This is a genomic window from Jeotgalibacillus sp. R-1-5s-1, assembly GCF_004405105.1.
In the GTDB taxonomy this organism is placed as follows: Bacteria; Bacillota; Bacilli; order Bacillales; family Jeotgalibacillaceae; genus Jeotgalibacillus.
Window position 1 is genome coordinate 237,316 of record NZ_SORW01000053.1, and the last position, 25,627, is coordinate 262,942.

At 43.5% G+C, this 25,627-nt stretch carries 25 protein-coding genes and 1 other annotated feature; of the genes, 1 reads left to right on the forward strand and 24 read right to left on the reverse strand.

Annotation, left to right across the window (positions count from 1 at the left end):
* Positions 1–4 precede the first annotated feature (4 nt).
* From E2491_RS16645 to E2491_RS16750, 22 genes are all read right to left on the reverse strand, one after another.
* Positions 5–817: a site-2 protease family protein gene (locus tag E2491_RS16645; protein ID WP_134376747.1), complete on the reverse strand. Its 813-nt coding sequence runs from the start codon at positions 815–817 to the stop codon at positions 5–7.
* Positions 810–1,445, reverse strand: coding sequence for a M23 family metallopeptidase (locus tag E2491_RS16650; RefSeq protein ID WP_166805923.1), 636 nt, complete (start codon positions 1,443–1,445; stop codon positions 810–812). Before E2491_RS16650 ends, E2491_RS16645 begins: the two co-directional genes overlap by 8 nt.
* Positions 1,446–1,532: 87 nt before the next feature.
* A complete protein-coding gene (minD, locus tag E2491_RS16655; RefSeq protein ID WP_134376749.1) occupies positions 1,533–2,333 on the reverse strand; it encodes a septum site-determining protein MinD in 801 nt (266 codons plus the stop codon).
* Between the two features lies 1 nt (position 2,334).
* A complete protein-coding gene (gene minC / locus E2491_RS16660; protein WP_305778196.1) occupies positions 2,335–3,009 on the reverse strand; it encodes a septum site-determining protein MinC in 675 nt (224 codons plus the stop codon).
* Between the two features lie 27 nt (positions 3,010–3,036).
* Positions 3,037–3,555 (reverse strand): rod shape-determining protein MreD, encoded by a 519-nt coding sequence (gene mreD / locus E2491_RS16665; protein WP_134376751.1) that lies wholly within the window; start codon positions 3,553–3,555, stop codon positions 3,037–3,039.
* The gene (gene mreC / locus E2491_RS16670) at positions 3,552–4,436 is read right to left on the reverse strand and encodes a rod shape-determining protein MreC (protein WP_134376752.1); all 885 of its coding nucleotides are present in this window, start codon (positions 4,434–4,436) and stop codon (positions 3,552–3,554) included. The genes mreD and mreC overlap by 4 nt, the downstream gene beginning before the upstream one ends.
* A 29-nt stretch (positions 4,437–4,465) precedes the next feature.
* Positions 4,466–5,470: a rod shape-determining protein gene (locus E2491_RS16675; protein ID WP_134376753.1), complete on the reverse strand. Its 1,005-nt coding sequence runs from the start codon at positions 5,468–5,470 to the stop codon at positions 4,466–4,468.
* Positions 5,471–5,558: 88 nt separating this feature from the next.
* Positions 5,559–6,230 carry a RadC family protein gene (gene radC, locus E2491_RS16680; protein WP_208528098.1) on the reverse strand — a complete coding sequence of 224 codons (672 nt, stop codon included), beginning with the start codon at positions 6,228–6,230 and terminating at the stop codon, positions 5,559–5,561.
* A 56-nt stretch (positions 6,231–6,286) separates the two neighbouring features.
* Positions 6,287–6,847 carry a Maf family protein gene (locus tag E2491_RS16685; RefSeq protein ID WP_134376754.1) on the reverse strand — a complete coding sequence of 187 codons (561 nt, stop codon included), beginning with the start codon at positions 6,845–6,847 and terminating at the stop codon, positions 6,287–6,289.
* A gap of 54 nt (positions 6,848–6,901) precedes the next feature.
* A complete protein-coding gene (locus tag E2491_RS16690) occupies positions 6,902–7,615 on the reverse strand; it encodes a hypothetical protein (RefSeq protein ID WP_134376755.1) in 714 nt (237 codons plus the stop codon).
* A 106-nt stretch (positions 7,616–7,721) separates the two neighbouring features.
* A complete protein-coding gene (locus E2491_RS16695) occupies positions 7,722–8,480 on the reverse strand; it encodes a prepilin peptidase (RefSeq protein WP_134376756.1) in 759 nt (252 codons plus the stop codon).
* 15 nt (positions 8,481–8,495) lie between these two features.
* Entirely contained in the window at positions 8,496–9,164 is a 669-nt protein-coding gene (locus E2491_RS16700; protein ID WP_134376757.1) for a hypothetical protein, read from the reverse strand.
* On the reverse strand, positions 9,151–9,717 hold the full coding sequence (locus E2491_RS16705) for a hypothetical protein (RefSeq protein ID WP_134376758.1): 567 nt from the start codon (positions 9,715–9,717) through the stop codon (positions 9,151–9,153). The genes E2491_RS16700 and E2491_RS16705 overlap by 14 nt, the downstream gene beginning before the upstream one ends.
* The gene (gene pilM / locus E2491_RS16710; protein ID WP_134376759.1) at positions 9,718–10,707 is read right to left on the reverse strand and encodes a type IV pilus biogenesis protein PilM; all 990 of its coding nucleotides are present in this window, start codon (positions 10,705–10,707) and stop codon (positions 9,718–9,720) included.
* Positions 10,708–11,142: 435 nt separating this feature from the next.
* Positions 11,143–11,529, reverse strand: coding sequence for a prepilin-type N-terminal cleavage/methylation domain-containing protein (locus E2491_RS16715; protein ID WP_134376760.1), 387 nt, complete (start codon positions 11,527–11,529; stop codon positions 11,143–11,145).
* A gap of 90 nt (positions 11,530–11,619) precedes the next feature.
* Positions 11,620–12,825 carry a type II secretion system F family protein gene (locus E2491_RS16720; protein WP_134376761.1) on the reverse strand — a complete coding sequence of 402 codons (1,206 nt, stop codon included), beginning with the start codon at positions 12,823–12,825 and terminating at the stop codon, positions 11,620–11,622.
* Positions 12,822–13,868 (reverse strand): type IV pilus twitching motility protein PilT, encoded by a 1,047-nt coding sequence (locus E2491_RS16725; RefSeq protein WP_134376762.1) that lies wholly within the window; start codon positions 13,866–13,868, stop codon positions 12,822–12,824. The genes E2491_RS16720 and E2491_RS16725 overlap by 4 nt, the downstream gene beginning before the upstream one ends.
* Before the next feature lie 11 nt (positions 13,869–13,879).
* The gene (locus tag E2491_RS16730; RefSeq protein WP_134376763.1) at positions 13,880–15,544 is read right to left on the reverse strand and encodes a GspE/PulE family protein; all 1,665 of its coding nucleotides are present in this window, start codon (positions 15,542–15,544) and stop codon (positions 13,880–13,882) included.
* Between the two features lie 16 nt (positions 15,545–15,560).
* Entirely contained in the window at positions 15,561–16,823 is a 1,263-nt protein-coding gene (locus E2491_RS16735) for a VanW family protein (protein WP_134376764.1), read from the reverse strand.
* 191 nt (positions 16,824–17,014) lie between these two features.
* On the reverse strand, positions 17,015–18,724 hold the full coding sequence (locus E2491_RS16740; RefSeq protein ID WP_134376765.1) for a sensor domain-containing diguanylate cyclase: 1,710 nt from the start codon (positions 18,722–18,724) through the stop codon (positions 17,015–17,017).
* 74 nt (positions 18,725–18,798) lie between these two features.
* Positions 18,799–20,082, reverse strand: a complete 1,284-nt coding sequence (locus tag E2491_RS16745; protein WP_134376766.1) for a bifunctional folylpolyglutamate synthase/dihydrofolate synthase — start codon at positions 20,080–20,082, stop codon at positions 18,799–18,801.
* A 77-nt stretch (positions 20,083–20,159) separates the two neighbouring features.
* Positions 20,160–22,805: a valine--tRNA ligase gene (locus E2491_RS16750; protein WP_134376767.1), complete on the reverse strand. Its 2,646-nt coding sequence runs from the start codon at positions 22,803–22,805 to the stop codon at positions 20,160–20,162.
* Between the two features lie 82 nt (positions 22,806–22,887).
* Positions 22,888–23,124 (reverse strand) — a binding site (T-box leader).
* A gap of 103 nt (positions 23,125–23,227) precedes the next feature.
* On the opposite strand from E2491_RS16750, the gene E2491_RS16755 reads away from it, so the two are divergent.
* Positions 23,228–23,422, forward strand: coding sequence for a hypothetical protein (locus tag E2491_RS16755; protein WP_134376768.1), 195 nt, complete (start codon positions 23,228–23,230; stop codon positions 23,420–23,422).
* Here E2491_RS16755 and E2491_RS16760 read toward each other — a convergent pair.
* A complete protein-coding gene (locus tag E2491_RS16760) occupies positions 23,404–24,399 on the reverse strand; it encodes a hypothetical protein (RefSeq protein ID WP_134376769.1) in 996 nt (331 codons plus the stop codon). The two genes, E2491_RS16755 and E2491_RS16760, sit on opposite strands and share 19 nt — an antisense overlap.
* A 70-nt stretch (positions 24,400–24,469) precedes the next feature.
* Positions 24,470–25,522: an AbrB family transcriptional regulator gene (locus E2491_RS16765; protein ID WP_134376770.1), complete on the reverse strand. Its 1,053-nt coding sequence runs from the start codon at positions 25,520–25,522 to the stop codon at positions 24,470–24,472.
* Between the last annotated feature and the right edge of the window lie 105 nt (positions 25,523–25,627).

The window sequence follows — 25,627 nt, forward strand, 5'->3', positions numbered from 1 at the left end:
TTTATCACCTGTATGATGAGGGCGGCAGCCGGAAGTAGATCCTGGCGATCTCGGTGTCATTCATTTTTCTGATGTTCCCATTCCATGTCAGAATAAATGTTTGCCGCTTCCCCTTTTTTAATTTCTTTACCAAATCTTTTACCGTCAGCTCCTGCTGAACGATTTCCGGGATCATTTTACCACGCCCCTGATCAGACTTCCATCTTTCAAGGAAAAACTGCTGCTCGATCACAGGCAGATTTTTCAGATGATCCAGACAGCAAAACAAGGTATATCCAAGAAGAAGTAACCACTGCAGCTGAAACGATTGCTGCAGGATCATCAAAAATAAAAGGGCAATGCCGAACAAACTGATCCGGCACACCCACAGGTTCGCTTTTTTAAACGGAAGAAAGGATGCCGCAAATAAATAGACAAGCCTGCCACCATCAAGCGGCCATATCGGCAGCATGTTAAATACTAAAAGCTGAAGATTCATTCTGATACTTTCATGAAAACCTGACCAGTCATGAAAAAAAACGGAAAGAATTACAATGATCAACACATTTACAAAAGGACCCGACAGCGTCACGACCGACTCCTCCAGAATCTCCCTGTCCAGAATACCACGAGCCTGCATCTGACCCCCAAAAGGTAAAAGCGCCACTTTTTCAATCTTCCACCCTAAGAGCCATGCTGCAAGAACATGTCCGATTTCATGGAGGCAGATATAAAAGAAGAGCAGGAAAAAGGAAGAAAATTGTCCGCTCAGAAATGATAGAAGGGCAAAAATCCACAGTGATGGATGAATGGAAATTTTAGGGATAACCCTACTCATCCGATGTCGTCTGCACTTCAACATCATGAATCAATGAATCACTCCCGCTGACCTTGAAGTGAAAGCCGGATTCACCAGCAGATGTTCCAATAACCTGTCCGGTTTTCACATAATCAAACGGTTTCAGACTGTTCGTTATGACCGGAGTATAAACCGTCTGTTTTGAATCAGTATGCTGAATAACAACCGCTCCTTCTCCATCTATTAATCCAGTAAAGAGAACCATCCCTGCCCGCAATGCTATTACCTGTTCATTCGTCTCTGCCGGAATAAAAACCAGCGCTCCTGCTTCAAGCACCTGATCCTGCGAAAGTGTGACAGGGATGGCATACCTCCCTGAATCCATTACCGTTTGTTCATTTACGAGTCCGGTCAGTGTTCCCCATTTCTGATAACCTTCCGCAAAATTGAAGGTTGAATGCATCGCGCTTCTCATCTCGGACACAGGTGATTTAAGTAAAGGGATCATATGGTCCACTGAGAACAAAACCACAATCAAACCAGACAGAACAATCTTCACCAGCAGTTTTTGAACAAACGGGTACCGTAAATCATGTTTTTTTTTCGGGACGGATCTCTGTCTGCGCTTCCTGTCCATTTCCAGCTTTAAGGGTGTTGTCCGATTCATCACATCACTCTTTTCATCCGCCATTTGGTTTACAAGAGTATATGAAAAAACCGGCAACTCATGCCGGTTTTAGTGTTTCATCTTATGTTACTTCTTGCCGATCAGACTGAAGATCTTCTGGAAAAAAGAAGGTTTTTCTTCTGCAATAGCCATCAGTGGTACAGATTCACCGAGAATACGTCTGGCAATATTGCGATAAGCAATTGAGGCTTTACTGTCAGGATTTAATGTGACAGGTTCACCTTTATTTGCAGCCGTAATGACCTGATCATCATCTACTACGATGCCGAGAAGATCAATAGACAGGTGTGTTGTTACCTCGTCAATGTCGAGCATCTCTCCTGATTCCATTAAATGATTTCGGATCCGGTTAATAATCAGTACAGGCGGATCTACCTCTTCCTGCTCAAGCAGGCCGACAATCCGGTCTGCATCTCTGACAGCAGAACGTTCAGGCGTTGTCACAACGATCGCGCGATTAGCTCCGGCGATGGCGTTTTTATAGCCCTGCTCAATCCCTGCCGGACAGTCGATCAGAATATAATCATAATCCTGCTTCAGCTGTTCCACCAGTTCTTTCATCTGCTCCGGTGTTACAGCAGACTTATCACTCGTCTGTGCTGCAGGCAATAAGTATAGTAAATCATCAAAACGCTTATCTTTGACAAGCGCCTGATGAACCTTACAGCGGCCTTCCACGACGTCTACCAGATCATAGATGATCCGGTTTTCAAGCCCCAGCACGACATCCAGATTACGAAGGCCAATATCTGTATCGATCAGACAGACCTTCTTTCCCTGCATTGCGATTGCAGTACCCAGGTTTGCAGTGGTAGTCGTTTTCCCGACTCCCCCTTTTCCTGACGTTATGACGATTGCATCACCCACGTTATCTTCCTCCTTCAAACTTGGTCATTCCAGGACGGACATGACGCAATACTTGTAACCGATCCACAACGATCTGGTCATTTTCATCTATATAGGCACATTCCATTTCATGCGATTCATCATCCTGATCAGGGGCACGGTTCAGCCTTGTAGAAATCCTCAGCTGCGCAGGTGTCATTTGAGACGCGACGATGACAGCCTCATTGTTTCCGTAACATCCGGCGTGTGCCACTCCCTTGAGTGCGCCGAGAATAAAAATATTCCCTCCGGCCATGATCATTCCGCCAGGGTTGACGTCACCAATCAGAAGAAAGTCACCTTCAACTTCGATAACTTGTCCCGAACGGACAATCCCTGTTAGAGAAGACATTTCACGTTCTCTGATCAGCTGATTCGACTCTTCGACAGTCAACACATTGCTGTAGATTTCTTCAACGATCAGACTTTTTTGACGATGGACAATTTCTTTCAGCTCTTCTTTTTGATCATCTGTTAAAAAGCGGTTACCCACTTCGATTTTTGCTTTTACCGCATGATCTTCAATGGAATTGTACTGAACAGACAGTTTTTCAACCATTTCTTCTTTCAGCACATCATAACCGCACTGATCATCAAGCTTTAAAATAAAGCCATCCTTGGTTCCTTTAATCATTACGTTCTGGCGCTTTTGACTCATTATCATTCACCCCAAACCCTAAGCAATTTAATCATCAAATTGACTTTTGCGCAGTGCTGTCATCCAGTATTTCAGCGGAAGTGCCGCAATAAGAATGAATAGTGCATTAAATAGCAATGTTGAATAAAGCCTTTGATTTAAAAACGTCTGAAAATTGATTCCTGCAATACCGATCAGAAGATTAAACTGATAAACGAGAAATTCCAATGCAGTAATTAAAAGCAGCCCGATTAATCCGGTTACAACGATATTTTGATTAATGTAGCGCAAAATAAATCTGGCGGCATAAATTAAAGCAGGAAAAAGAAACATATAAACACCAATGACGCCTGTGAAAAAGACATCATATAAAAATCCAAATACAAATCCGTATATGTATCCGGCGTTACGCTGATAATAAATACTCAAAAAAATTAAAAATACAAAAAGAAAGCGGGGAACGAGAAACCGGGTATCCCCAAACATTTCTACAGGGGAAAACGTGGCAAAAATACTTTCACTGTAAAAAATCACGGTGGCGAGAAAAGGAAGAAGAAATCGTCTCATTCCTCTTCCTCCTCTGTTGCTTCCTGTTCGATTTCATCTTCTCCGGCAGCCATTCTTTCAATGACCATCACGTGTTCGATATCATACAGGCTCGCAGCCGGTTTTACATAGGCCGTTTGTGTCAGTCCGTACTCATCAGGTGTAACCTCTGTCACTTCACCAATCAGCAACCCTCTTGGGAAAACGCCTCCCAGTCCGGAAGTGATGACATTGGATCCAACCTCTACTTCCTGGTCAAAAGGAATTTTCCTTACCATTAATTCATCCCGCTCAAGGTCAAATCCTTCTACAAGTCCATAAATATTATTTTCCCCTGACTGAATAAGAGCGGACACACGGTTGTTTTCGTTACGTGCGCTTAACAGCTCAACGGTGGATGTGAACTGACTTGTATCCTTGACGCGTCCAATCATACCGCCGGACGTTCTGACTGCCATGTCTGTCTCGATCCCGTTGACCTGACCTTTATCAATAATAATGGATTCCTGCCACTGGTCCGGGTTTCTTGCAATAACAGTAGCATTAACGCTTTCCATTTCACGGATATTACTGTCGATGTTGTTCATGGCTCTAAGCTCTTCATTGTCTCTCGTTAAATCAGCCACCTGTGTTTCAAGTAGAGCCAATTCTTCAAGCCGGGCCTTCAGTTTTTTGTTTTCCGTGTACGTATTCAGCAAATCCTGAACGTTTTCAACCATTCCTTCTGCAAAGCCGGTTGGTTTAGAGGCAATATTTTGTCCAAATCCGACAATATCCTTCACAAACTGCTCCGGCCATGAAATGTTTTCTCTCTCCCGCGTGGAAAAACCGATCAGTGCAACAAGCAGAATAATACTGACAAGCAGCACGATCAGCCTTTTATTCATAAAAAACGATGGCATGTCCTGTACACCTCAATTAACTGTATTCCCTACTTCTGCTTCTTGAAATAGTCGATATTATCCAGTGCTTTTCCAGTTCCGATTGCTACACAATCAAGCGGTTCCTCTGCGATATGGACCGGCATCGCTGTTTCTTCCGTGATCAGCTGATCAAGTCCTCTAAGGAGTGCTCCACCACCTGTTAAGACAATACCACGATCCATAATGTCCGCTGAAAGTTCCGGTGGCGTATGCTCCAGTGTGCTTTTCACAGATTCAATAATAACGGCAATCGTATCCGCAAGTGCTTTGCGAATTTCCTCTTCAGAAATTTCAATTGTTTTTGGCAGACCTGTTAACAGATCACGCCCTCTGATTTCCATAGAGCTTTCATTTTCTGATGCAACAGCAGATCCAATTTCCATTTTAATCGCTTCGGCTGTTCTTTCACCGATCATCAGATTGTACTGCTTTCTGATATAAGAGATGATCGCATCATCAAGCTCATCACCGGCTACACGAATGGACTCACTTGTCACAATTCCTCCAAGGGAAATAACGGCAACTTCAGTTGTCCCGCCACCGATATCCACGACCATACTTCCTGTCGGCTCCCATACCGGAAGACCGGCCCCAATTGCTGCTGCAAAAGGCTCTTCAATCGGAAATGCATCCTTTGCACCTGCAGAACGGGCTGCGTCAACAACCGCTCTTCTCTCAACAGATGTGATACCGGATGGCACGCACACCATCACATAAGGCTTTCTAGCAAATGATCCGGTATTTTTCAACGCCTGGTTCATATAATATTTCATCATGGTTGATGTCGTTTCAAAATCTGCAATAACACCATCCTTCATTGGACGCAGTGCCACAATGTTTCCTGGCGTTCTTCCGATCATGTTTCTTGCTTCATTTCCAACTGCTACAATATCTCTTGTATCCTGACGCAACGCTACAACAGAAGGCTCTCTTAATACGATCCCCTTCCCCTTTATGTAAACGAGTGTATTTGCCGTTCCTAAGTCAATCCCAATATCTTTTGATCCAAACATGGAGTATCTCCCTTTCTAATCCACAAATTGCCCTGAAGGCAAAAACCATAGCTTTAATTATAGCCTACCAGAACCCAAATTAACAACGTTACATATATCCTTTTTCCTTCAGGCTGACATACTTCTTTTCTCCGATGATTAAATGGTCAAGCACCTCAATCCCGATCATCTTACCGCATTCAACGAGTCGTCTGGTTACATCAATATCCTCTTTTGACGGGGACGGATCGCCACTCGGGTGATTATGGGCGCATATAATAGAAGCTGCTGAACGTTTAAAAGCTTCTTTAAAAACCTCACGCGGATGCACAATCGAGGCATTCAGGCTTCCGATAAAAATGGTCTGCTGATGAATAACCTGATTTTTTGTATTTAAATAAAGGGCGACGAAATGCTCCTGTGTGAGAAACCGCATTTCATTCATCAGCATCGATGCCCCGTCTTCAGGTGAACGGATGGTGAACCGGTCTTCAAATGTGATATTGGCAATTCTTCTGCCAATTTCAACTGCGGCAAGAATCTGAATCGCTTTTGCATCACCGATTCCTTTTAGTGTGGTGATTTCTTCGAAAGATGCTTCTTTAAGTGATCGGAGACCATTAAATTCGTGGAGAAGTTTGTTCGCAAGGGTGAGGACGGATTCCTGCTTCGAACCCGTTCTAAGAAGGATGGCGATGAGCTCCTGATTCGACAGACTCTGGGGCCCCTGCATTTTTAATCGCTCCCGGGGCCTGTCTTCGTCCTTAAAATCTCGGATCATCAGTGTGGATTGCGGAATTAATACCAAATCGTTTCCTCCTGACGGCATACGGCTCATCAGTCAAGAAAAGGCAGAAGTTCTCTTTTCAATCGGGAAACCGGTAATCCGACAACGGCGTAATAATCCCCCTCAATTTTCTTCACGAAAAGGGAGCCGCCTGTCTGAATACCGTAAGCTCCGGCTTTATCGTATGGATCGGAGGTAAGGATGTAGTCTTCGATCTCCTGATCCGATAAAGGCCAGAACGTCACGTCAACCGCTTCAGTAAAGGTTTTAACAATACTTCCTTTCTGGATTGAGACGCCTGTATAAACGGTGTGGGTATTTCCTGAGAGAGACCGCAGCATGTCCCTTGCCTGATTCTGATCAGCCGGTTTGCCTAATATTTTTTGATCATATACGACTGTGTCACAGCCAATGACAATCTGTTCGGGATAATCTGCTGCAACAGTGCGGGCTTTTTCCTCTGCCAGTATTTCTACCGTCTTTTCCGGTGATGTTGCAGTAACGGAAGACTCATCAAACGATGACGGAATCACTGTAAAAGGAAGGTTCAGATGCTGCATTAATTCTTTTCTTCTGGGGGACTGTGAAGCTAAAATAATCATTGATTTCACCTCTGCGTGGAATTAAAAAAGGAGACTGCTATAGTATAGCATATCCCCTGCGTTTCATTCTTCTTTCATATCCCAGATCGACTTAACGGTTTCCAGCAGAGATTGATGGCGAGTGGATGAATCTGATTTTTCCAGATGAGTAAGCCTGGTCCACAGCGTTTGAAGGGAAGGATGAACAGGCTCATAATCTTTCAGTGACAGCTCGAATGGCTGAGGTGCTGCAAGCTGTCTTGTGATCTCCTGAAAAGCAGCTTCCATCCATTGTCTGTCTTCAGCCGTCAGTGTCAGCATGACTGCGGGATTATGAACTTCCTTTATATAAATTTCCCCTCCGACTTTCTCTGCGTATGCTTTCGCCTGTTGTTCAATGGCTCCTGTAAAAAGCCAGAGCGCATATTTTTCCTCGTGAATCGTCTGGATAACCGGACCTTTTTCAGCGAGCTTACGATAAATTTCCTCAGCTGTTCCTGCTTCATTAAACACCCCACCCTGCACTACCCAGACAGCAATTGACGGGATCTCCGCAGTTTCAGATACCTGCTTTACTGCCGGCTCAGCTTCACCAGGCTCTGACAGCATAATGACAGGTTCGGCCTGGTCCGGATATTCAGTCAGACTGAAAATGAGAACGGCAAATAAAGTTGAACAGACAGCTGCAGCAATAATTGGAATAAATACGAATTTCTTTTTATGAGTGGAGGGTTTTCTGTTTACCGGAAACCGGATGACTTTCTTTTCTGTTCGATTCGAGAGAGGTCCCTGTTTCATTTGAGCAGCTCCTTTTAGTCCATGTAAACAAGAGCCTAACACGCAGAAAATAAAAAAGAACAAGACTCGTGTCGTCCTGTTCTGAAAAAGGTGTGACATAATTCGATTACATTATAAAGTAAGACCAGTACCACTCAAGCAATTTCTCTCCAAAAAAATAAACAATCAACGAGCCTGCTGCAATCGAAGGACCAAAAGGAACAGGTTCTTTTCTCGATTTCTTCTTAAAATAAATCATAAATAAGCCTGCCACCGTGCCAATCAGCGTAGCGAAAAAGAAAGAAAGCAACGTCAGCTTCACGCCAAGTACGAGGCCGATTACACCATACAGCTTAATATCGCCGCCGCCCATGCCTCCTTTTGATAAAACGGCAATGAGAAACAACAGGCCAAAACCTGCCACTGCGCCTGCAAGTGCATCCCACCATGGATCAAGTGGAACTAATAACCTTAAAGGTACAAGGATTACCGCAAAAAACAGCAGGATTTTGTCGGGGATAAGCATATAGGCCATATCAGAAACAGAAATGATGACTAACAAAGAAATAAAAACGACCGCTACTGCCAGTTCGGGTGAAAATCCAATTGTATAAAAGGCATAACCAAAGCTTATGCCCGTGATCAGCTCCATCACCGGATAAATCGGGGAAATGCGCGTTCCGCAGGATCGGCAAACCCCTTTTTGAATCAAGTACGAAAAAAAAGGAATGAGCTCAAACCATCTCAGTTTATGTCTGCAAACCGGACAGCTGGAACCGGGCGAAACGATCGATTGTTTCTTCGGAATCCGAAGTCCGGCTACATTAAAAAACGAACCGAAAATCAACCCAAGGACCGTAAAATAACCTGTAAATAGTATTGTCATTTATTCGCCCCCCCTTTACCGGCCAGGTTCATTTCCGTAATAATAAGTGGAAACTTCCATTTCCAATGAAATGATCGGTTCATCCAAATCATTTACGAGCATATCTTCCAAGGTTGACTGGGTGAAATAAAGTTCGTTAAAGCGAATGAACCTTTCGAGCCGCTCCATTTCCTCAATGAATATCAGAAGACTCGTGTAATCACCTGCTGAAACGACAGATTCAAATGTTAACTGCTCATACCCATTCATCTGATTAAAAAGCTTATCTTCTTCCTGTGAATCCGTCACATCGTCATCCGGCACTACCCCATCAATCAGGTCTGCAGAATCTTCCTCACTTTCAAGCCCGGTAAGCTCGGGGTCCTCCATCACAAAATCTACTGTCTCAAGCCTCGTGTTACTCATTAATTCTGCTTGCTGCATTCCCAGCAACAACTGCTCTTCTGAAGGCGTAACAGGAAACCTGTTATCAATGGATACAGGCGTGTTATTTTGATTTTGATCAGCCGGCTGACTTTCAAGCCCTTTCAACGCCACCTGATCCTCCAGGCCTTCCACTTGTTCAGACAGTTTATCTGCTTCTTCATTAAGCGGACGGACAAAAAACAGCCAAAAAACAATTAATTGAAGAAAGAGGAGAAAAATTAACATGATGACGATGGTATCTTTTTTACTCAGCTCCATCTGTTTCCTCCTCCTCAAGAATAGTAAGGTGCAGTGTTACTAAATATCTTGGAATTTGATCAAAGTCCTCCGGCTCATTACCCGGGAAATAAGATTCCAATTTCTCCACTGCTACGTTTGAAAACTTGTCAGACTCTTTTATTCCGCTTATGTATGAAGTAGCATGATTCAGTGTTTCAAACTGATGCTGAACAACTAAAAGATCTTCATTCCATTCAAATTGAATAAGATACCCGTTCTCCGGCAAATAGCGTACCAACTCTTTTAAATACACAGACACCACATTATCCAGTTCCCCTGCCTCATTCAATGCAGTTGAATAATTAGATCCCTCGGTTAACACAGCCGGTTCAGCTGAATTTAACAGCGCCAGCTCTGTCGTCAGTCTGCTCTGTTCCGAATTAAGCACGAGAATATCGGATTTATGTGAGAAAAAGCTGACAACCAATAAGATCATGACGAGTAACCAAACAGCAGCGGCAATGATCAAAATCAGTTTTTTTGCTGTAATGGCAGGTTCTTTTCTTGGTAAAAGGTTAATTTCATGAATCATTCAGCGGGTTGCTCCTTTCAAAAAAAGTCCAAGCAATGCGGCATGCTTCGCTTCCATCCCCTGAAAGTGAGGCAGCAGTCGCTGATGATCAATCATTTGCACAGGGATCTCATAACGTTCATTCACTTTTTCTGTAATCCATTCAAGGAATGGATTATCTCCGGAAATAATCAGCTCATTAACTGATTTTTCCCCTTTATGTAATGAGAAACGATAGAAATTCATCAGTCTTTCCAGTTCTGTAATGCGGTCCTCAAGCTGCTGCTCATATAAAAATGAATCGCCGGGTAACCTGATATGAACTTGTTTACCGTCCTGCTCAATCTCCCAGTTCCCAAGTATCGTTTCAATTGGCTGGTATCTCATAAAGTCAATGATTCCATTTGAAAAGATCGTTATATTCAATCCGTTGACCGACCAGTCACTGATCAAATACGTCCTGCTTGTGTCGAGGGCATTCATAGAGAAAAGCAGGCGGTGCAGAGCAAGTGCTTTCACTTCTGCCGCTTCGGGAATTAACTTCACATCTTCAAATACATTGGTAAACGTTTGTACATCTTCTTCCGGAGAAGCGAATAATATTCCCGGGACTTCATCCGGCTCACTTCTGCTCTGTGAATCCAGACGGATCACATCAATCAGTGGATTTTCAAAGGGAAAATGAATGGACTGTCCGGTTTCCATCATGAAATGTTCACTGATTGCCGTTCCCTTCAACCCTGCTGGAATGGAAACGGGTTTCATCAGGACAGAGGAATCGGGAACAAAAAAACGCACTTTATGTTTTTTTATGCCCCATTCCTCTACTAGTTTTTTAAAAAAATCATAAAAACCCGATTCATCCGTTATTTGACCTTCTTCGATCAGACCGGAGGGAATCACTTTTTCAATAATTTCTATGGATCCGGATGTTTGTTTATCTGTCATCGCGAGTCTGATGACGTAATCCTGGATCAATATGCTGACTGTTTTTTTCTTTTGAAAAATCATGTGATTCGCTCCTGTCTGACGAGTTAGGTGTGTTTTATTAATCAAGGTGAATTTTATCAACCGTGCCGGGACATTCCTTCGCTTTCCATTGTCTAGCTGCGGCGGGCAGGGACTAGCAAACTTCCCGTCCCCTCGTCCGATAAGTCAACATCAGCTCACTGCGTTCACTGTGTTTCCTTTATCTCCGTCGGGGCCGGTCCAGTTTGCACGTCCCTAAACGCCCGCCTCCGCTTTTCCTTGGCCGCGCGGTGAGCCAGCTAATGCTTCGCATTACGCTGTCTCACCTGTCTCTTCTCTGCCGCAGGAGTCTTCGGATGTCCCCGGCACTGATTGTTTTAACTTTCATAAGTGCTATTTCAAAATGGAATAAATAGTGTGAAACCACTTATTAAGATTTTGATACTATTGCCTAGATTAGATCAATAACGAAAAAATTTATTCTAAAATTTCCGCTAATCTATTTTCATCCCAATCTTGGTTAACTCCATCAGAATCTACGTACGCGTTGATAGTATACAAACCAGCTGCATTTGATGTTACAGAAGTGAAATTACCTGCATCAATATAGTCTTCCAAACCATCAGGTGTACATTCTACAGGGGTAGCAGCACAATCCAACCCACCGGCGTTTTCAGCCAGTTTTGCTGCCTGAATAACGTTTAGTGCTTCTGCTGCATCTGCTCGTTCTTGTGAATCATTGATGATTCCTGTAATAATTGGTACGGCAATGGCTGCGATGATGGCTAGAATTACGAGTACAGCGAGCAGCTCGACTAGTGTAAGTCCTTTTTGGTTTTTAAGTGTTTTAAACATTTTTCTCATATTTTTCCCCTCCAGCAATTTTAAAAGATTCATAGAGTAAATCCAATTGACCTTGAAATGCAGGTTCACCTCCTTAAAATACGGTTTTGATCAGATCTGATTATATAAGCTGAAGAGCGGGATCATGATGGCGAGAACGATGGTTCCGACCACTGCTGCCAGTATCACGATCATGATGGGCTCAATGAGTGTCTTAAGCGTGTCCACGCTTCTGTCTACTTCTGCTTCGTAAAAAGAAGCGATGTTTTCCAGCATGAAATCAAGTGACCCTGTTTTTTCCCCGATTGCAGTCATCTGATGAACGAGAGGAGGAAACAGCCAGCTTTTTTCAAAGGGCTCTGAAAGCCGTCCACCGGATTCAAGATTTGTACGGGCTTCTGCTAACACCTTTTCCATTGGCGGGTTGTTGACGACCCTTTGAACAATGGAGATTGCCTGTAAGATAGGTACAGAGCTTGAAAATAGTGATGATAATGTTCTTGCCATTCTTGCTATAAGTGCTTTTTGTAAAAGCGGTCCAAACAGCGGGATACGAATGATAAATACTGAGACATAATACCTTACAGATGGGTTGGACTGATATAAATAGACAGAACCTCCAACCACTACGATCAGGATGATGGCTAAGAGCCACCAGAACGATTGAATAAACTCACTGATCGACAATATAAAAGCTGTTATAGCAGGCAGTTCACTTCCTGCCTGTTCAAACATGACGGTGAATCTCGGAACAATTGTGGTCATTAAGAAAATGACAACCCCGACCGTCAGAATAGATAACAGAATTGGATAGGCGAGAGCTGACTGCACTTTTTTCTTCAGGGTGTATTGTTTTTCAAAATAGGACGCCAGCCGGTCAAGCGTTTCATCCATGCGCCCTGTCGCCTCTCCAGCCCGGATGAGGTTGATAAAAATTGGAGGAAACACTTTTGGATATTTGGCAACAGCCGTTGAAAAAGGCGTACCGGACTGGATTTCATCCTTTACGAGCCACAACGTTTTTTTCAGCACTTTTCCTGAGACCTGATTGGCCAGGATTCCTGTTGATTCAACAATTGAAATCCCTGCTTTGATCAGCGTTGCAAACTGACGGCAGAAAAGAACGAAGTCTTTCTGACTGACTGGTGGAGTTAAATAAATCTCCTTGTGCAGAATGCTGTTGGATGGTTTTATTTCCCTTGCGTTGATTCCCTGTTCCCTCAGCTTTGTTTTAGCTTCCTGTTCATTAATGGAATCAATTGTTCCTTTTTTCAGCACACCTTTAGAGGTACGGCCGGTATATTTATATACCGTCATGTGTAATCACCCGTGGTCAGGAAAGCCTGCACCTCTTTATAATCTACCTGTCCGGATTGAACAAGCTGCTGGATGGCCATTGTCATCGACTGCATACCATGAGAACGTCCAGTCTGAATGACATTTGCGATCTGGTGGGTTTTTTCACTCCGGATCAGGTTTGCAACGGAAGGAAGGTTGATCAACACTTCAATCCCTGCCATTCTGCCGTCTCCACGTGCACTTGGAAAAAGCCTTTGTGAGATGACTGCCTGAAGAACAGAGGCAAGCTGAGTGCGGATCTGTCCCTGCTGATGAGGTTCAAATACATCAATGATCCGGTCTATTGTCTGGGCTGCTCCGCTCGTATGAAGAGTGGCAAGTACAAGATGCCCCGTTTCAGCTGCTGTAATCGCCGTAGAAATCGTTTCAAGGTCTCTCATTTCTCCAACGAGAATAATATCAGGGTCCTGACGCAAAGCAGACCGCAGTCCGTTGGCAAATGTATGAGTATCCAGTCCGACTTCACGCTGATTGACCATTGACTGCTGATGGTTATGTAAATACTCAATCGGATCTTCAAGAGTAATAATATGCTTTGACTGGTGCTTATTGATGAAATCAATCATCGCTGCTAGTGTCGTGGATTTTCCGGATCCGGTCGGGCCGGTTACGAGAATGAGCCCCTGCGGTTTTGTACATAACCCTCTGATAACAGGCGGCAGCTTCAATTCGGTAAAATCCGGAATCAGATTGGTAATGATGCGGATCGCAATGGCAATAGAGTTTCGCTGCTTATAAACATTCACTCTGAACCTTGATACGTTCTGGATACTGTAGCTGAAATCAATCTCCCCTTTTTGGAGAAATTCTTCGTATCTGTGCTTTGGAATCATCTGTTTTGCTATCGTCTGAAGATCTCCGGGTATAAATGTAGCTTCCCCAAGCGGCTTCAAGCCTCCGTTTGACCGGCAGATCGGAGGCGATGCCACGGTTAAATGCAGGTCTGAAGCTTTAAGATTATAGGCTTTGATCAGTAGATCATCGATTTCATAGTGACTCATGTTAACCCACCCTACGATAATGTTGTGACACGGAGAACTTCCTTCAATGTAGTCAAACCGTCGGCTGCTTTCTGCAGACCGTCTTTAACGAGAAAGGGAGTCTTTTTACGTTCTGCATGTGCTTTAATAGCGGTTGAACCGGCTTTTTTGATGATCAGATCCTTCAGTTCATCATCCACTTCAAGCACCTCATGAATCGCCATCCGCCCTTTATAGCCTGTTCCGTTACAGGACGAACATCCTTTTCCTCTGAATAGCTCAGTGTAGTGCACGCCTTCTTTTGCAAAGAGGGCTTTTTCTCTCTCATCGGGCACATAACTTTCTTTACAGTCCCGGCAGATTTTACGGACAAGTCTTTGTGCAACTATTCCACTTAGTGACGAAGACAGCAGAAACGGCTGAATGCCCATATCAATTAATCTGGTAACGGTTTCAATTGAACTGTTCGTGTGCAATGTACTCAAAACAAGATGTCCTGTAAGTGAGGCTCTGATCGCAATCTCGGCTGTTTCCTGGTCACGGATCTCTCCTAACATGACAATATCAGGATCCTGGCGAAGTATACTTCTTAAACCGGAGGCGAAGGTAAATCCGATCTCTTCATTCATCTGAATTTGATTAATGCCTTTCAATTGATATTCAACCGGGTCTTCTACTGTGAGAATGTTAACCGACTCTTCGTTTAAATAATGAAGGGCGGAATAAAGCGTAGACGATTTACCAGAACCTGTAGGACCTGTAATTAATACAATTCCATTTGGCTTAGATATCATATTCAGAAAAAGACTGTAATTTTCAGTAGTGAAATCAAGCTTAGATAAATCGGTAAGAGCATTATTCAAATCATGAATTCTCAGTACGATCTTTTCACCATAAATTGTTGGCAGGGAAGAAATCCTGATATCTATCGTATGGTCATTGATCACTGATTTAATTCTTCCGTCCTGAGGAATCCTGCTTTCTGTAATATTCAATCCGCCCATTATTTTCAACCTGGCAATCACAATATTTTGCATATGCTTAGGAAGTGATCGCTCAGTCTGCATCATGCCGTCCACTCTATACCTGACAAGCACTTCATCTTCATGCGGATCAAAATGAATATCACTTGACTGCTGGGCCGCTGCCCCGGCAATGATTTGATTGACAAGCCGGACGATCGGTGAATCAAGATTTGTCAGATCGGCTTCCGATTCGTTTTCATTCATAGCCAGGTCCATAAGTGCTTCATTCATTGAGTTCTGAATATCATAAAATTTCATCACGTTACGGTTCAGATCGTCTTTTGCAGCAATACTCGGTTCAATCTGACAGCCCGTCGCCATTCTTAATTCTTCAATTGCGAAATAATCCATCGGGTCGGCCATTGCAACATAAAGTTTATTTCTTTCCTTCTTTAATGGAATAATGAGGTTTTCCTTAGCCAGTTCGGACGGGATAAGCTGTATTAAATCAGTATCAATTTTGTATCTGTTTAGTTCAACATGAGGAATACCAAGCTGAAATTCAAGTACCTCGATCAGTTGCCGTTCCGTAATGATGCTCTCTTTAATCAGCCAGTCCCCGAGCTTTTCGCTCTGTGACTTTTCATTAAGCGCTCTGTTCACTTCTTCAACTGTAACCATACCGGACTCAGTGAGAAGATCGCCAAGCCGCTTTCGATTTACCATACTCATTACTACTCAACCTTTCCTATTTAGGAGGATCCTCTTGCTTAACTGTGACTTTTTCTTCATCAGGCTCAACCGTGGAAGTTACTGTACCCTCATCTGCTTCTGAACCTGACTGCGTTTCTCCTGTTGATGGGCTTTCATTGACTGCGCCTTGTGCAGGTGCAGCATCAACAGGTGCATCGGAAGTCTGTATAGCCTGTTCAGGTGAAACCTCAGTAATAGCAGGAACAGGCGGATAAAAATCGGCAGTCACAACTTCAGGGTCAATTCCTGATAACAGGCTGTAACGGATCGTTTCAGATTGAAACCCCTCTTTCCCTGAACTGATTTTCACTTTTTGTCCAGGCTTCAAAAGAGGGTTGTAGCGCTGAATGACTCTAGGCTCGATAAATTGATTATGTGTCGTTTCAACCTGATATTTTTGAGTACCTCCAACCATGCTGATCTGAATCTCAAGCTGATCCCCTGCTGAGTCAGCTTTTATCATCATCGGATAGGAAAAAGGATTATAAACTTTCAGATCCCTGTTCATCCGAGAAGAAACCCAGGCTTCCATGCCGGCTTTGATAAATTCAGGCGGCTCTGACATGGTATGGCGCTCCTGAATCAAAGCATCCGTCATTAAGAAAGCCTGGTACAGTGAAGACGCTGCAATCTGCAAAGACTGATCATCAGCAGATGAAAAGGTTTCATTAAAAGAAAAAGTTGTTTTACCGCTTATTTCAAATGACTGTATAATGTCAGCTGTTTTGCCGGCATCAGGCGTATTGAATGAAAAAAACGAAACAACACCGGGCTGATCGGCATCGCTTGCTGATACAGCCGCAATGTTTTCATAAGACAGACGGGAAGCGTTTTCGTTTAACATCCCGACAGTCGCATCCACATCAATGACCTGATCGTATTCATTTAAAACTTGCAGATCACCCAGTTCAACAGTTAAAGGAAAAGCCACTTCATCTGTTCTGTCCCAGAATGCATACCAGGGACTTTCTGAACTGTTTTTCATAGTCTGAAAACTCTCACTTAAATCAAATTCAAATGATGAACGCGATACAGCAAATGATCCATTTTGATATGTAACAGTAATATCTCCACTGTTTTTCCATTCTGCAATCTGACTGGTTAAATCAGCCTTCATTTCGTCATAAGGCCCTTTTGTTAATGAAAAGGAGGAGTTAGCTGCCTTGGAATAAGATGCAGGGTTATGAAGGTACATCACAATCATCGTGACCAGTGTAATTGCAGTAGCGATAGTTATAGATATTTTTAACCAGTTCATTTCTTCACCCACACTTCTTCTGCATGAAATAAATTATCAATATAGAGAATGAATCCTTAAGCTCATTTTTTGGAAATAAATACATGTAAAGACATTTAACTATGGTACTAGTATATCCTGTGATTAAAGAACGAACAACAGTAGATGTTTAGTTCTATATACATAAAAATGAGCATCCATAGATTGAATGCTCATTTTGAATAAGTTGCCACTTTGTTTCGTCCCTTTTGTTTTGCTCCAATATATAACGCACGATCAGCATTTCTTAAAAGTGACTTCGCTGAATCAGTATCCCCCGGAGCAGAGGAAACACCAATGCTGACGGTGAATTTCACATTCAATTTTTCCCGTTTCTTACTGAGGTCATGCCTGATTTCAAAAACTTTATTTTCAACTTCTCTCCTGATTTTTTCACTGATCATTTTTGCTTCTTCTTTAGAGATATCACTCAACAGGATGACGAATTCCTCACCGCCGTATCTGGCGATGACTCCTACTTCCCCGGCAATCTCAACAAGCATATTTGCAAGCTCGAGCAGCAGATCATTTCCACTTTGATGCCCATACGTATCATTGATACTCTTAAAATGGTCTATATCAAGCAAAATGAGTGAGAGCACATTCAGTTTCCCGCGCTGTAAAGCTTCAAATTCTTCATTCAGTTTTTCATCAAAATAACGGAAATTGTATAGTCCGGTTAGAGCACAGCGCTCACTCTGCTTGACTGTACGCTGATGATTCCTTGCATTTTGTATCGCTACAGCAAGATAGGAGCATAAAATTTCAAGTATTGCGATTAAATGAGCACCAAAAGCGTTTTTCTTTTTCGAAGCCGCCATCAGAACAGCAACTGTTTTTTTATTTCTCTGGATCGGCACACAAATAATGCTTTCAATGTCCGAAGGGATATACCCCTCGACTTCTTCGTTCCATTCACTTTTTTTACTGTACAGCTTTGCTTTCCCAGATGCCCAAACCTTACCTGCAATCCCTTCTCCCAGACGGACAGGTGACAGGTTGTTCGATTCAATTTTGCCATTTTCCATTCTCCGCAGGAGAACAAGCTGATTATTTTGTGTTTCAACATCCAGAATATACAAATAATCGATTGGCATTAAATCTGATAATTTATTTGTAAATAAGTCCAACACTTCATTTACTTTTAATCTTTCAGCGAGCTGATGACCGATTTGAGCTGATTTAGCTAAATCTGTATTCACTCTTTCAGACGTATTATAAAGACGTAAAATCATAGAAATAGCCAGAAACGGGATACCCAGTAAAAAGGTAGCACCTGCTCCGATTGTAATGAGAAGATAAAAATACGCCAGACCGAACGGCATGCTCAGCATGGTGGCCACATAGTCCAGCTTCGTATCATAGCTCCAGAATGAATAGCGATTGCCTACGAACCAGTGAAAAGAATATAAATAAATATGGTTAACAAAAATATGGATAAAAATATAGACTGCAGATACTGCCGTGACTGCCAGAACAGGATCATCCGGAGTAACACCGGTTGCATAAAAAACTGTCCCGGCTATGAGACTGATGATCATAAACATGGTTGAATTCAAAGCAAATCGGTAAAGTGTCCTCCACGTCATTTTCGAACGGATTAAAAGCGGAATCAGAACGAGCTGCATTAAAATGATTTCATACAGCAACCCATACATTAAAAAAGCGGCAAGGTTGATCCAGTGAATGATGAAGATGGTCGAGTTATCAACTTTAAAAGGGAAATATGCAGAAATGACAGCAAGGACAATCAGACTGAGAACGATCTGCCAGTCAAAACGTTCAATCGGGTCGATCTGATAGGCAAAATAAAGACCTGCCGGAAATATTACACCCCACATAATCCATAATACCCATTTTACTTTTACAGATACATCTTTCATCTTATATCACCCCGCTTTTATATGATAATAGTCACGATATAATGATATTACCAAAAAAAGAGACTTCCGTCACGTTAATTTTCACTAGTTTGAATTTTCTTGATTTCGTGATAAACCGATGAAAGAAAATAAAGCGACCCTGTGAGCAGATATAAGTGATCTTCTCCGGACTTCATCTCACTGATCCATCTCTCAGCAGTGACAATCCGTTTATTAGGATGCGTACTCTTTTCACATAAAGCTTCAGCCTTAGCCGCTCTTGGAAAATCAAAGGTTGTAAATGATATTTCATCTGCCAGCTTATCCAGCTGTTGAATCATCCCTGATGTATCTTTATCCGACACTGCTGCGAAAAGAAGGTGTACTTTTTTATCGGCATATTTTCTTTTGACTGTGTCAATCAATGATTCAATGCCCTCAGGATTATGTGCGCCATCCATGATCACGAGTGGGCGGGTGCTGAGCGTTTCCATTCTTCCGGGCCAATAGGCGTGCCCGACTCCTTTTTGAATAGCCTCTTTGGATAAATCCGCTCCTGATAAAATTTCAGCCGTCTTAATGGCAATCGCTGCATTTTCAATCTGGTGAAGTCCGTTCATTCTTGTTGTCAGATGGATGGAATCCTGATAAAGGAATGACTCACCGTGGCCTCCTTTGTCTAAAGGAGTCAGTACAGGATCAACACCGACTTCATAAGCGGCTGCATGTTTTGAATCAGCTGTTTCTTTGATCACCTGTTTAGCACCTGCATGCTTAACACAATAAATGAGCGGTACCGATTCCTTAATGATTCCGGCTTTTTCAAAAGCAATTTCCTCATATGTGTCACCGAGAATCGCTGTATGATCAAGACCGATTGAAGTAATGCATGTACAAAGGGGAACAACGATATTCGTTGAATCAAGTCTCCCGCCAAGACCGACTTCAACTAATACATAGTCAACCTCCCGGATGTTGCCGAAGTAGTGAAACATCATGGCTGTAATGACTTCAAATTCTGTTGGCCCGCCGAGTTCCGTTTCCTCCAGTTCATCTGCAAGTCGTTTAATGTCCTGCGTAAGGCTCACCCATTCCTCATCACGGACTGGCGCCCCATTCACTGCAATCCGCTCATTAAATACTTCGAAATAAGGTGAGGTGAAGGTTCCCACTGTTTTTCCTGAAGCCTGCAGAATATTTCTTAAAAAGGTCACTGTTGACCCCTTGCCATTCGTTCCACCAATATGGACGGCTCTTATTTTCCTCTCAGGATTTCCGAGCCGTTCCATCATCCATTCCATTCTTGATAAACCTGGCTTAACGCCAAGGCGAAGCCGCCCGTGGATCCAGTTGATTGCTTCCTCATAGGATGTGATCATCTTATTTCTCCCTTTCACATTCATTGAATTTTACAGGAAAAGGGACAGACATCTAATCCGTCCGTCCCTCATAAAAATCAGTTATTTTTCAGTTCAGCAATACGTGTTTTGACTGCTTCCTGTTTAGACATATAGTCCTTTTGTTTTTCGCGCTCTTCATTTACGACAGCTTCCGGTGCTTTGCTGACAAAGCGTTCGTTGCTAAGTTTTTTCTCCACGCGCTCTACTTCTTTTGTCCATTTATCAAGCTCTTTTTCAAGACGGGCAATTTCTTCGTCGAGATTAATCAGACCTTCGAGTGGAAGGAACAGCTCTGCACCGGTTACGACTGCTGTCATAGCTTTATCCGGAGACTGAATGTCTGTACCGATTTGAAGATTTTCAGGATGACAGAAACGCTCTAAATACGCTTCATTTTTCTTCAGTCTGTCTGTCGTCTCTTCAGACGATGTCCGGATCATCAGCTGAATCGGCTTACTCATTGGTGTATTTACTTCCGCTCTGATGTTACGTACGGAACGGATAATATCAATCAGCAGTTTCATTTCTTCTTCAGCAGCACGATCTGTAAACTGTTCGTTCACTGTTGGCCATGCAGCCTCTGTAATGGACTTCCCTTCGTGAGGAAGGTTCTGCCAGATTTCCTCCGTGATAAACGGCATGAACGGGTGAAGCAGTCTCATCGTCTGGTCCAGCACATAAGCAAGAATTGAACGTGTTGTTTTCTTCGCCTCTTCATTTTCACCGTTTAATGGAAGCTTCGCCATCTCAATATACCAGCTGCAGAAGTCATCCCAGATGAAGTTGTATAACGTACGTCCAACTTCCCCGAACTCATAGCGGTCAGCAAGACTCGTTACGTTTTCAATCGTATCGTTCAGACGGGTTAGAATCCATTTATCCGCCACTGACTTTTCGCCTGAAAGGTCGATTTCTTCATACTTCAGCCCGTCCATGTTCATGAGGGCAAAGCGGGATGCATTCCAGATCTTATTGGCAAAGTTCCAGATGGACTCTACTTTATCCATAGAGAAACGCAGATCCTGACCCGGTGAGGAGCCGGTTGTCAGCACGTAACGAAGAGAGTCGGCACCGTAATCAGCAATTACGTCCATCGGATCCACCCCATTGCCGAGTGACTTGGACATCTTACGTCCTTCTTCATCACGGACAAGCCCATGAATCAGCACATCCTTGAACGGACGGCCGCCTGTGAATTCAATTCCCTGGAAAATCATACGGGATACCCAGAACGCGATGATATCGTAGCCTGTTACAAGGGCAGAGGTAGGATAGTAGCGCTTATAATCCGCTGACTCCTCATCCGGCCAGCCCATTGTTGAAAACGGCCATAAAGCTGATGAGAACCATGTATCAAGCACATCGTTGTCCTGCTCCCAGTTCTCAGAATCAGAAGGTGCCTCTTCACCTACATAAATTTCCCCTGTCTCTTTATGGTACCAGGCAGGAATACGGTGACCCCACCAGAGCTGACGTGAAATACACCAGTCACGGATATTTTCCATCCAGCGTAAATACGTATTCTCAAAACGCGAAGGAACAAAGTTTACTTTATCCTCCTGACTTTGCAGTTCAATCGCCTGCTTGGCAAGCGGCTCCATCTTAACAAACCACTGCGTTGAAAGGTACGGCTCAACGACCGCTCCGCTTCGTTCCGAGTGACCAACAGAGTGAAGGTGATCTTCAATTTCAAACAGCACGCCTGACTCCTGAAGATCCTTGACGATCTGCTTGCGGCATTCAAAACGGTCCATGCCTTTATACTTTCCGGCATTGTCATTCATGCTGCCATCTTCGTTCATGACCAGAACACGTTCAAGATCATGACGGTTCCCGATTTCAAAGTCATTAGGATCATGCGCAGGGGTGATTTTTACCGCTCCTGATCCAAATTCCATATCCACATAGTCATCAGCGACAATCGGAATTTCACGGCCAACGATTGGAAGCGTAACTGTTTTTCCGATTAAATGCTGATAGCGCTCATCATTCGGGTGTACCGCAACCGCAGTATCACCAAGCATGGTTTCAGGACGGGTTGTCGCAATCTCAATCGATCCGCTGCCGTCCGTTAAAGGATAGCGCATGTGATAAAACGCACCCTGTACATCCTTATGAATAACCTCGATGTCAGATAGAGCCGTTTTAGTCGCGGGATCCCAGTTGATAATATACTCACCACGGTAGATCAGCCCTTTTTCATAAAGGTTCACAAACACCTTTTGAACAGCTTTCGATAAGCCTTCATCAAGTGTAAAACGTTCACGTGAATAATCGAGTCCAAGTCCCAGCTTCGACCACTGTTCGCGGATATGACCCGCATATTCATCCTTCCACTTCCATGATTCTTCAAGGAATTTTTCACGTCCAAGATCGTAGCGTGTTGTACCCTGTTCACGCAGCTTCTGCTCCACTTTCGCCTGAGTGGCAATCCCTGCGTGGTCCATACCCGGAAGCCATAGAACATCGTATCCCTGCATCCGCTTCATACGCGTTAAAATATCCTGAAGCGCTGTATCCCAGGCATGTCCAAGGTGCAGCTTTCCTGTTACATTCGGAGGCGGAATGACGATCGTGTAAGGAGTTTTATCAGCTTCACTCTTTGCCTCAAATACTTTTTCTTTCAGCCACCATTCATAACGGCCCTCTTCTATTGCCTTCGGATCATATTTCGTCGGCATGGTTGTCTCATTCATTGTCATATTGCTTCCTCCAGTTCAGTTGAATTGTGTACATAACATCATTTACGGAAATTCCGGAAAAACAAAAAAATCCCTTTCGCCATAAAAGGACGAAGGGATTTGGATTCGCGGTACCACCTTTTTACACAGACTTATGCCCGTGCACTTAATTCAAATAACGGCTTCAAACCGGCCTGTAACTAATCTGACCATACAAGTCATTTCATCAAGGCTGCTAACGGGTGACTTCAGCGGGATCTGATCTGGAAATTCTCTCACCAAATGAATTTCTTCTCTGAAGAACGATGGGTCGCTTACTCTTCCCGGTCAATGCATCGTATATATACCTTATCTTAATCGATTTTCAATCCAGGAGTCAAATAAAATCGCAAAATTCATTCTCTCATCATACGATAAAGGAATGAATAGAAAGGATCGATACAATGGGGAAAAAGCGTCTGTTTCCAAAACCAAAGCCACCCTGGTGGAGAAAATGCCGTGATACATGCCAGGTGTTTATCATCCCGCTCTGTGTATTTCAGAGTGTAAGGCTCATTATTCTGCCAACGACTTTTGATGTACTGCTGCTGGCGTTTTTAGCAGGAGTCGCCTGTGTTCTTTATTTTGAATGGGTCTGAACAGAAGGCACCCAGATCAGCTCACCGCGATTAAACGGTCTTCTGGACTCAAACTGATTCGTCTTCATGAGCTGAATCAGCGTGACACCATATCGTTCAGCGACCATCTCAAGTGTTTCATCCTGCTGAGCGATATGTATCTTTATTTGCGCCTGCTGATCCTCAAGCGTATGAATAAATCTTGAAAAGGCACTGTCCTCCTGCTCATCTATGTCAGCGGTTTCCTTTTCCTCTTCGACCTCAATCTCAGCCACAACCTCAGCCTCTCTGACTTCCTCAGCAATGAGTGCCAGTGCTTCTTCAACTTCAGCTTCTGCTAAAACTTCTTCCACTATTTCTTCTATCAGCTCTTCTTCATCACTCGTCACAGGCTCTTCCTGGAAGTCACTCTGTTCAACTTCCTGCACTTCAGGCTCAGCTTCTGCCTGTGCTGATTCTTCGAGGGCTACTGACTCCTGCTCTTCAGGCTTCACTTCTGTACGGGTTTTTGGTTGTTCCCCATTCCAGTCATTTAATGGATTTGGCAGCACCCTCACCTCGGCAGCTGCTTCTTTTTTCGGCACTTCCTTTTTTTCAGCTACCCCTTCAACAGCCAGCTCCGCGGTTAAATGAAGGATCCCTTCAACCGGCATTTCATAATCAATGTGCTCAATATAAACCTCTACATCGTGCTTATTCGCTACCCTCTCTGAAGCAATAGAGATCGAAAGCGGAAAATGATGCTCAAAGGTCATTTTACTTTCATCTGTTTTTACTTTTTGTACAAGAGCAGCTGAACGGTACTGCTCGGACAGGTCTTCACCCTGATGAAACAGACCATCACCCGCGAGTAATAGCGTTCCTTCCACCAGCACCTGATCCTGGTGTTCGGTAATGGATACACTCGGTTCAAAAGAAAGGGATCTTAGCTCACTCAGAATATGGTTTTGATCAAAACGGATCGTCTCACTCAACGTATACGACATTTTTTTGTTCATCGTATCCTCCTTCTCATTTAAACATTTCCTTTTAATCTATGTTCAAATGAAAGGAATCATGATGATTTTATCAGACCACTTTCCTCCTTTTAAGTAGATAAACAGTCAGCGGTGCTGCAGCAAATAAAATAAAAAAGATCCTGAACAAATGAAAGCTTGTCACCGTTGATACATCTGCACCAACCTCATAAGCCGTAATCGCCATCTCCGCAACCCCCCCTGGAGCCGCGCTCAGAAACGTATCAATCAGTGTAAAAGAAAACAGCTGATTCATCACCCACGCAAGAAAAATACAAAATGTAATGAGCAGCAGGTTAATCATCACAACATAGGCCAGCGGTTTGACCGAGATCAGCTTTCTGAGGCCGGTCATCTGAAGCCCGAGATGAGTGCCGAGCATTACCTGTGCTGCTGCTACGAGCGGATCCAGCACAAGAAATTCATTTCCGATAAAAACATTAAAAAGAGTGACTGCCAAAAGCGGTCCGAGCATGAAGGGAATGGGAAAGTGCAGCTTCTTCATGATAAGGATCAGCAGCGTAATTCCAGCACCCAGAATAATCAGATCTCTTATTTGGGGAATAACTGTAACGGTTGAATCCACCTGAGATGATAAACCACCGGGGAAAAAATAGGTTGCAAGAAACGGAACTACGGTAATAACCATCAGAATCCGGATCGTCTGCATAAAAGCAACCGCCGATACGTCCGCCCCTTTAATCTCCTCACTCAGCAACACCATTTGTGAAAGTCCTCCCGGAAAACCGCCAAGTACTGCCGTTTCAAATGAATAACCGGTGAGCCTTGCTAAAAACCACGCACATACCGTGGCAAAACCGGTTACAAGCAGTGTCAGGACAAGCATTAGCGGCAAATTCAGACCCATCAGCTTTACTGCCTCCGCTGTAAAAGAAGTACCCATCTGAATCCCAATAATCACAAGCCCGATACTCCGCAGGATATCCGGCCAGACAAATTCATAAGAAACCGTGTTCTTCAAGATGATCATTACCATCAAGGGCCCAAGGAGCCAGGGTAAAAATATATTTAATATAGTAAACAGCCATCCTGCTATCACAGCGATAACCAGTGTTACAATAAAACGAACTTTCATGTCATTCATCCCGCTTCCTGCTATGTATTCTTTTAGTGTATCAAACTATTTTTGAATGAGCATGCTCCGATGAATGATATAAAAACGAATAAGAGAGTGAAACCAACAGCCGGT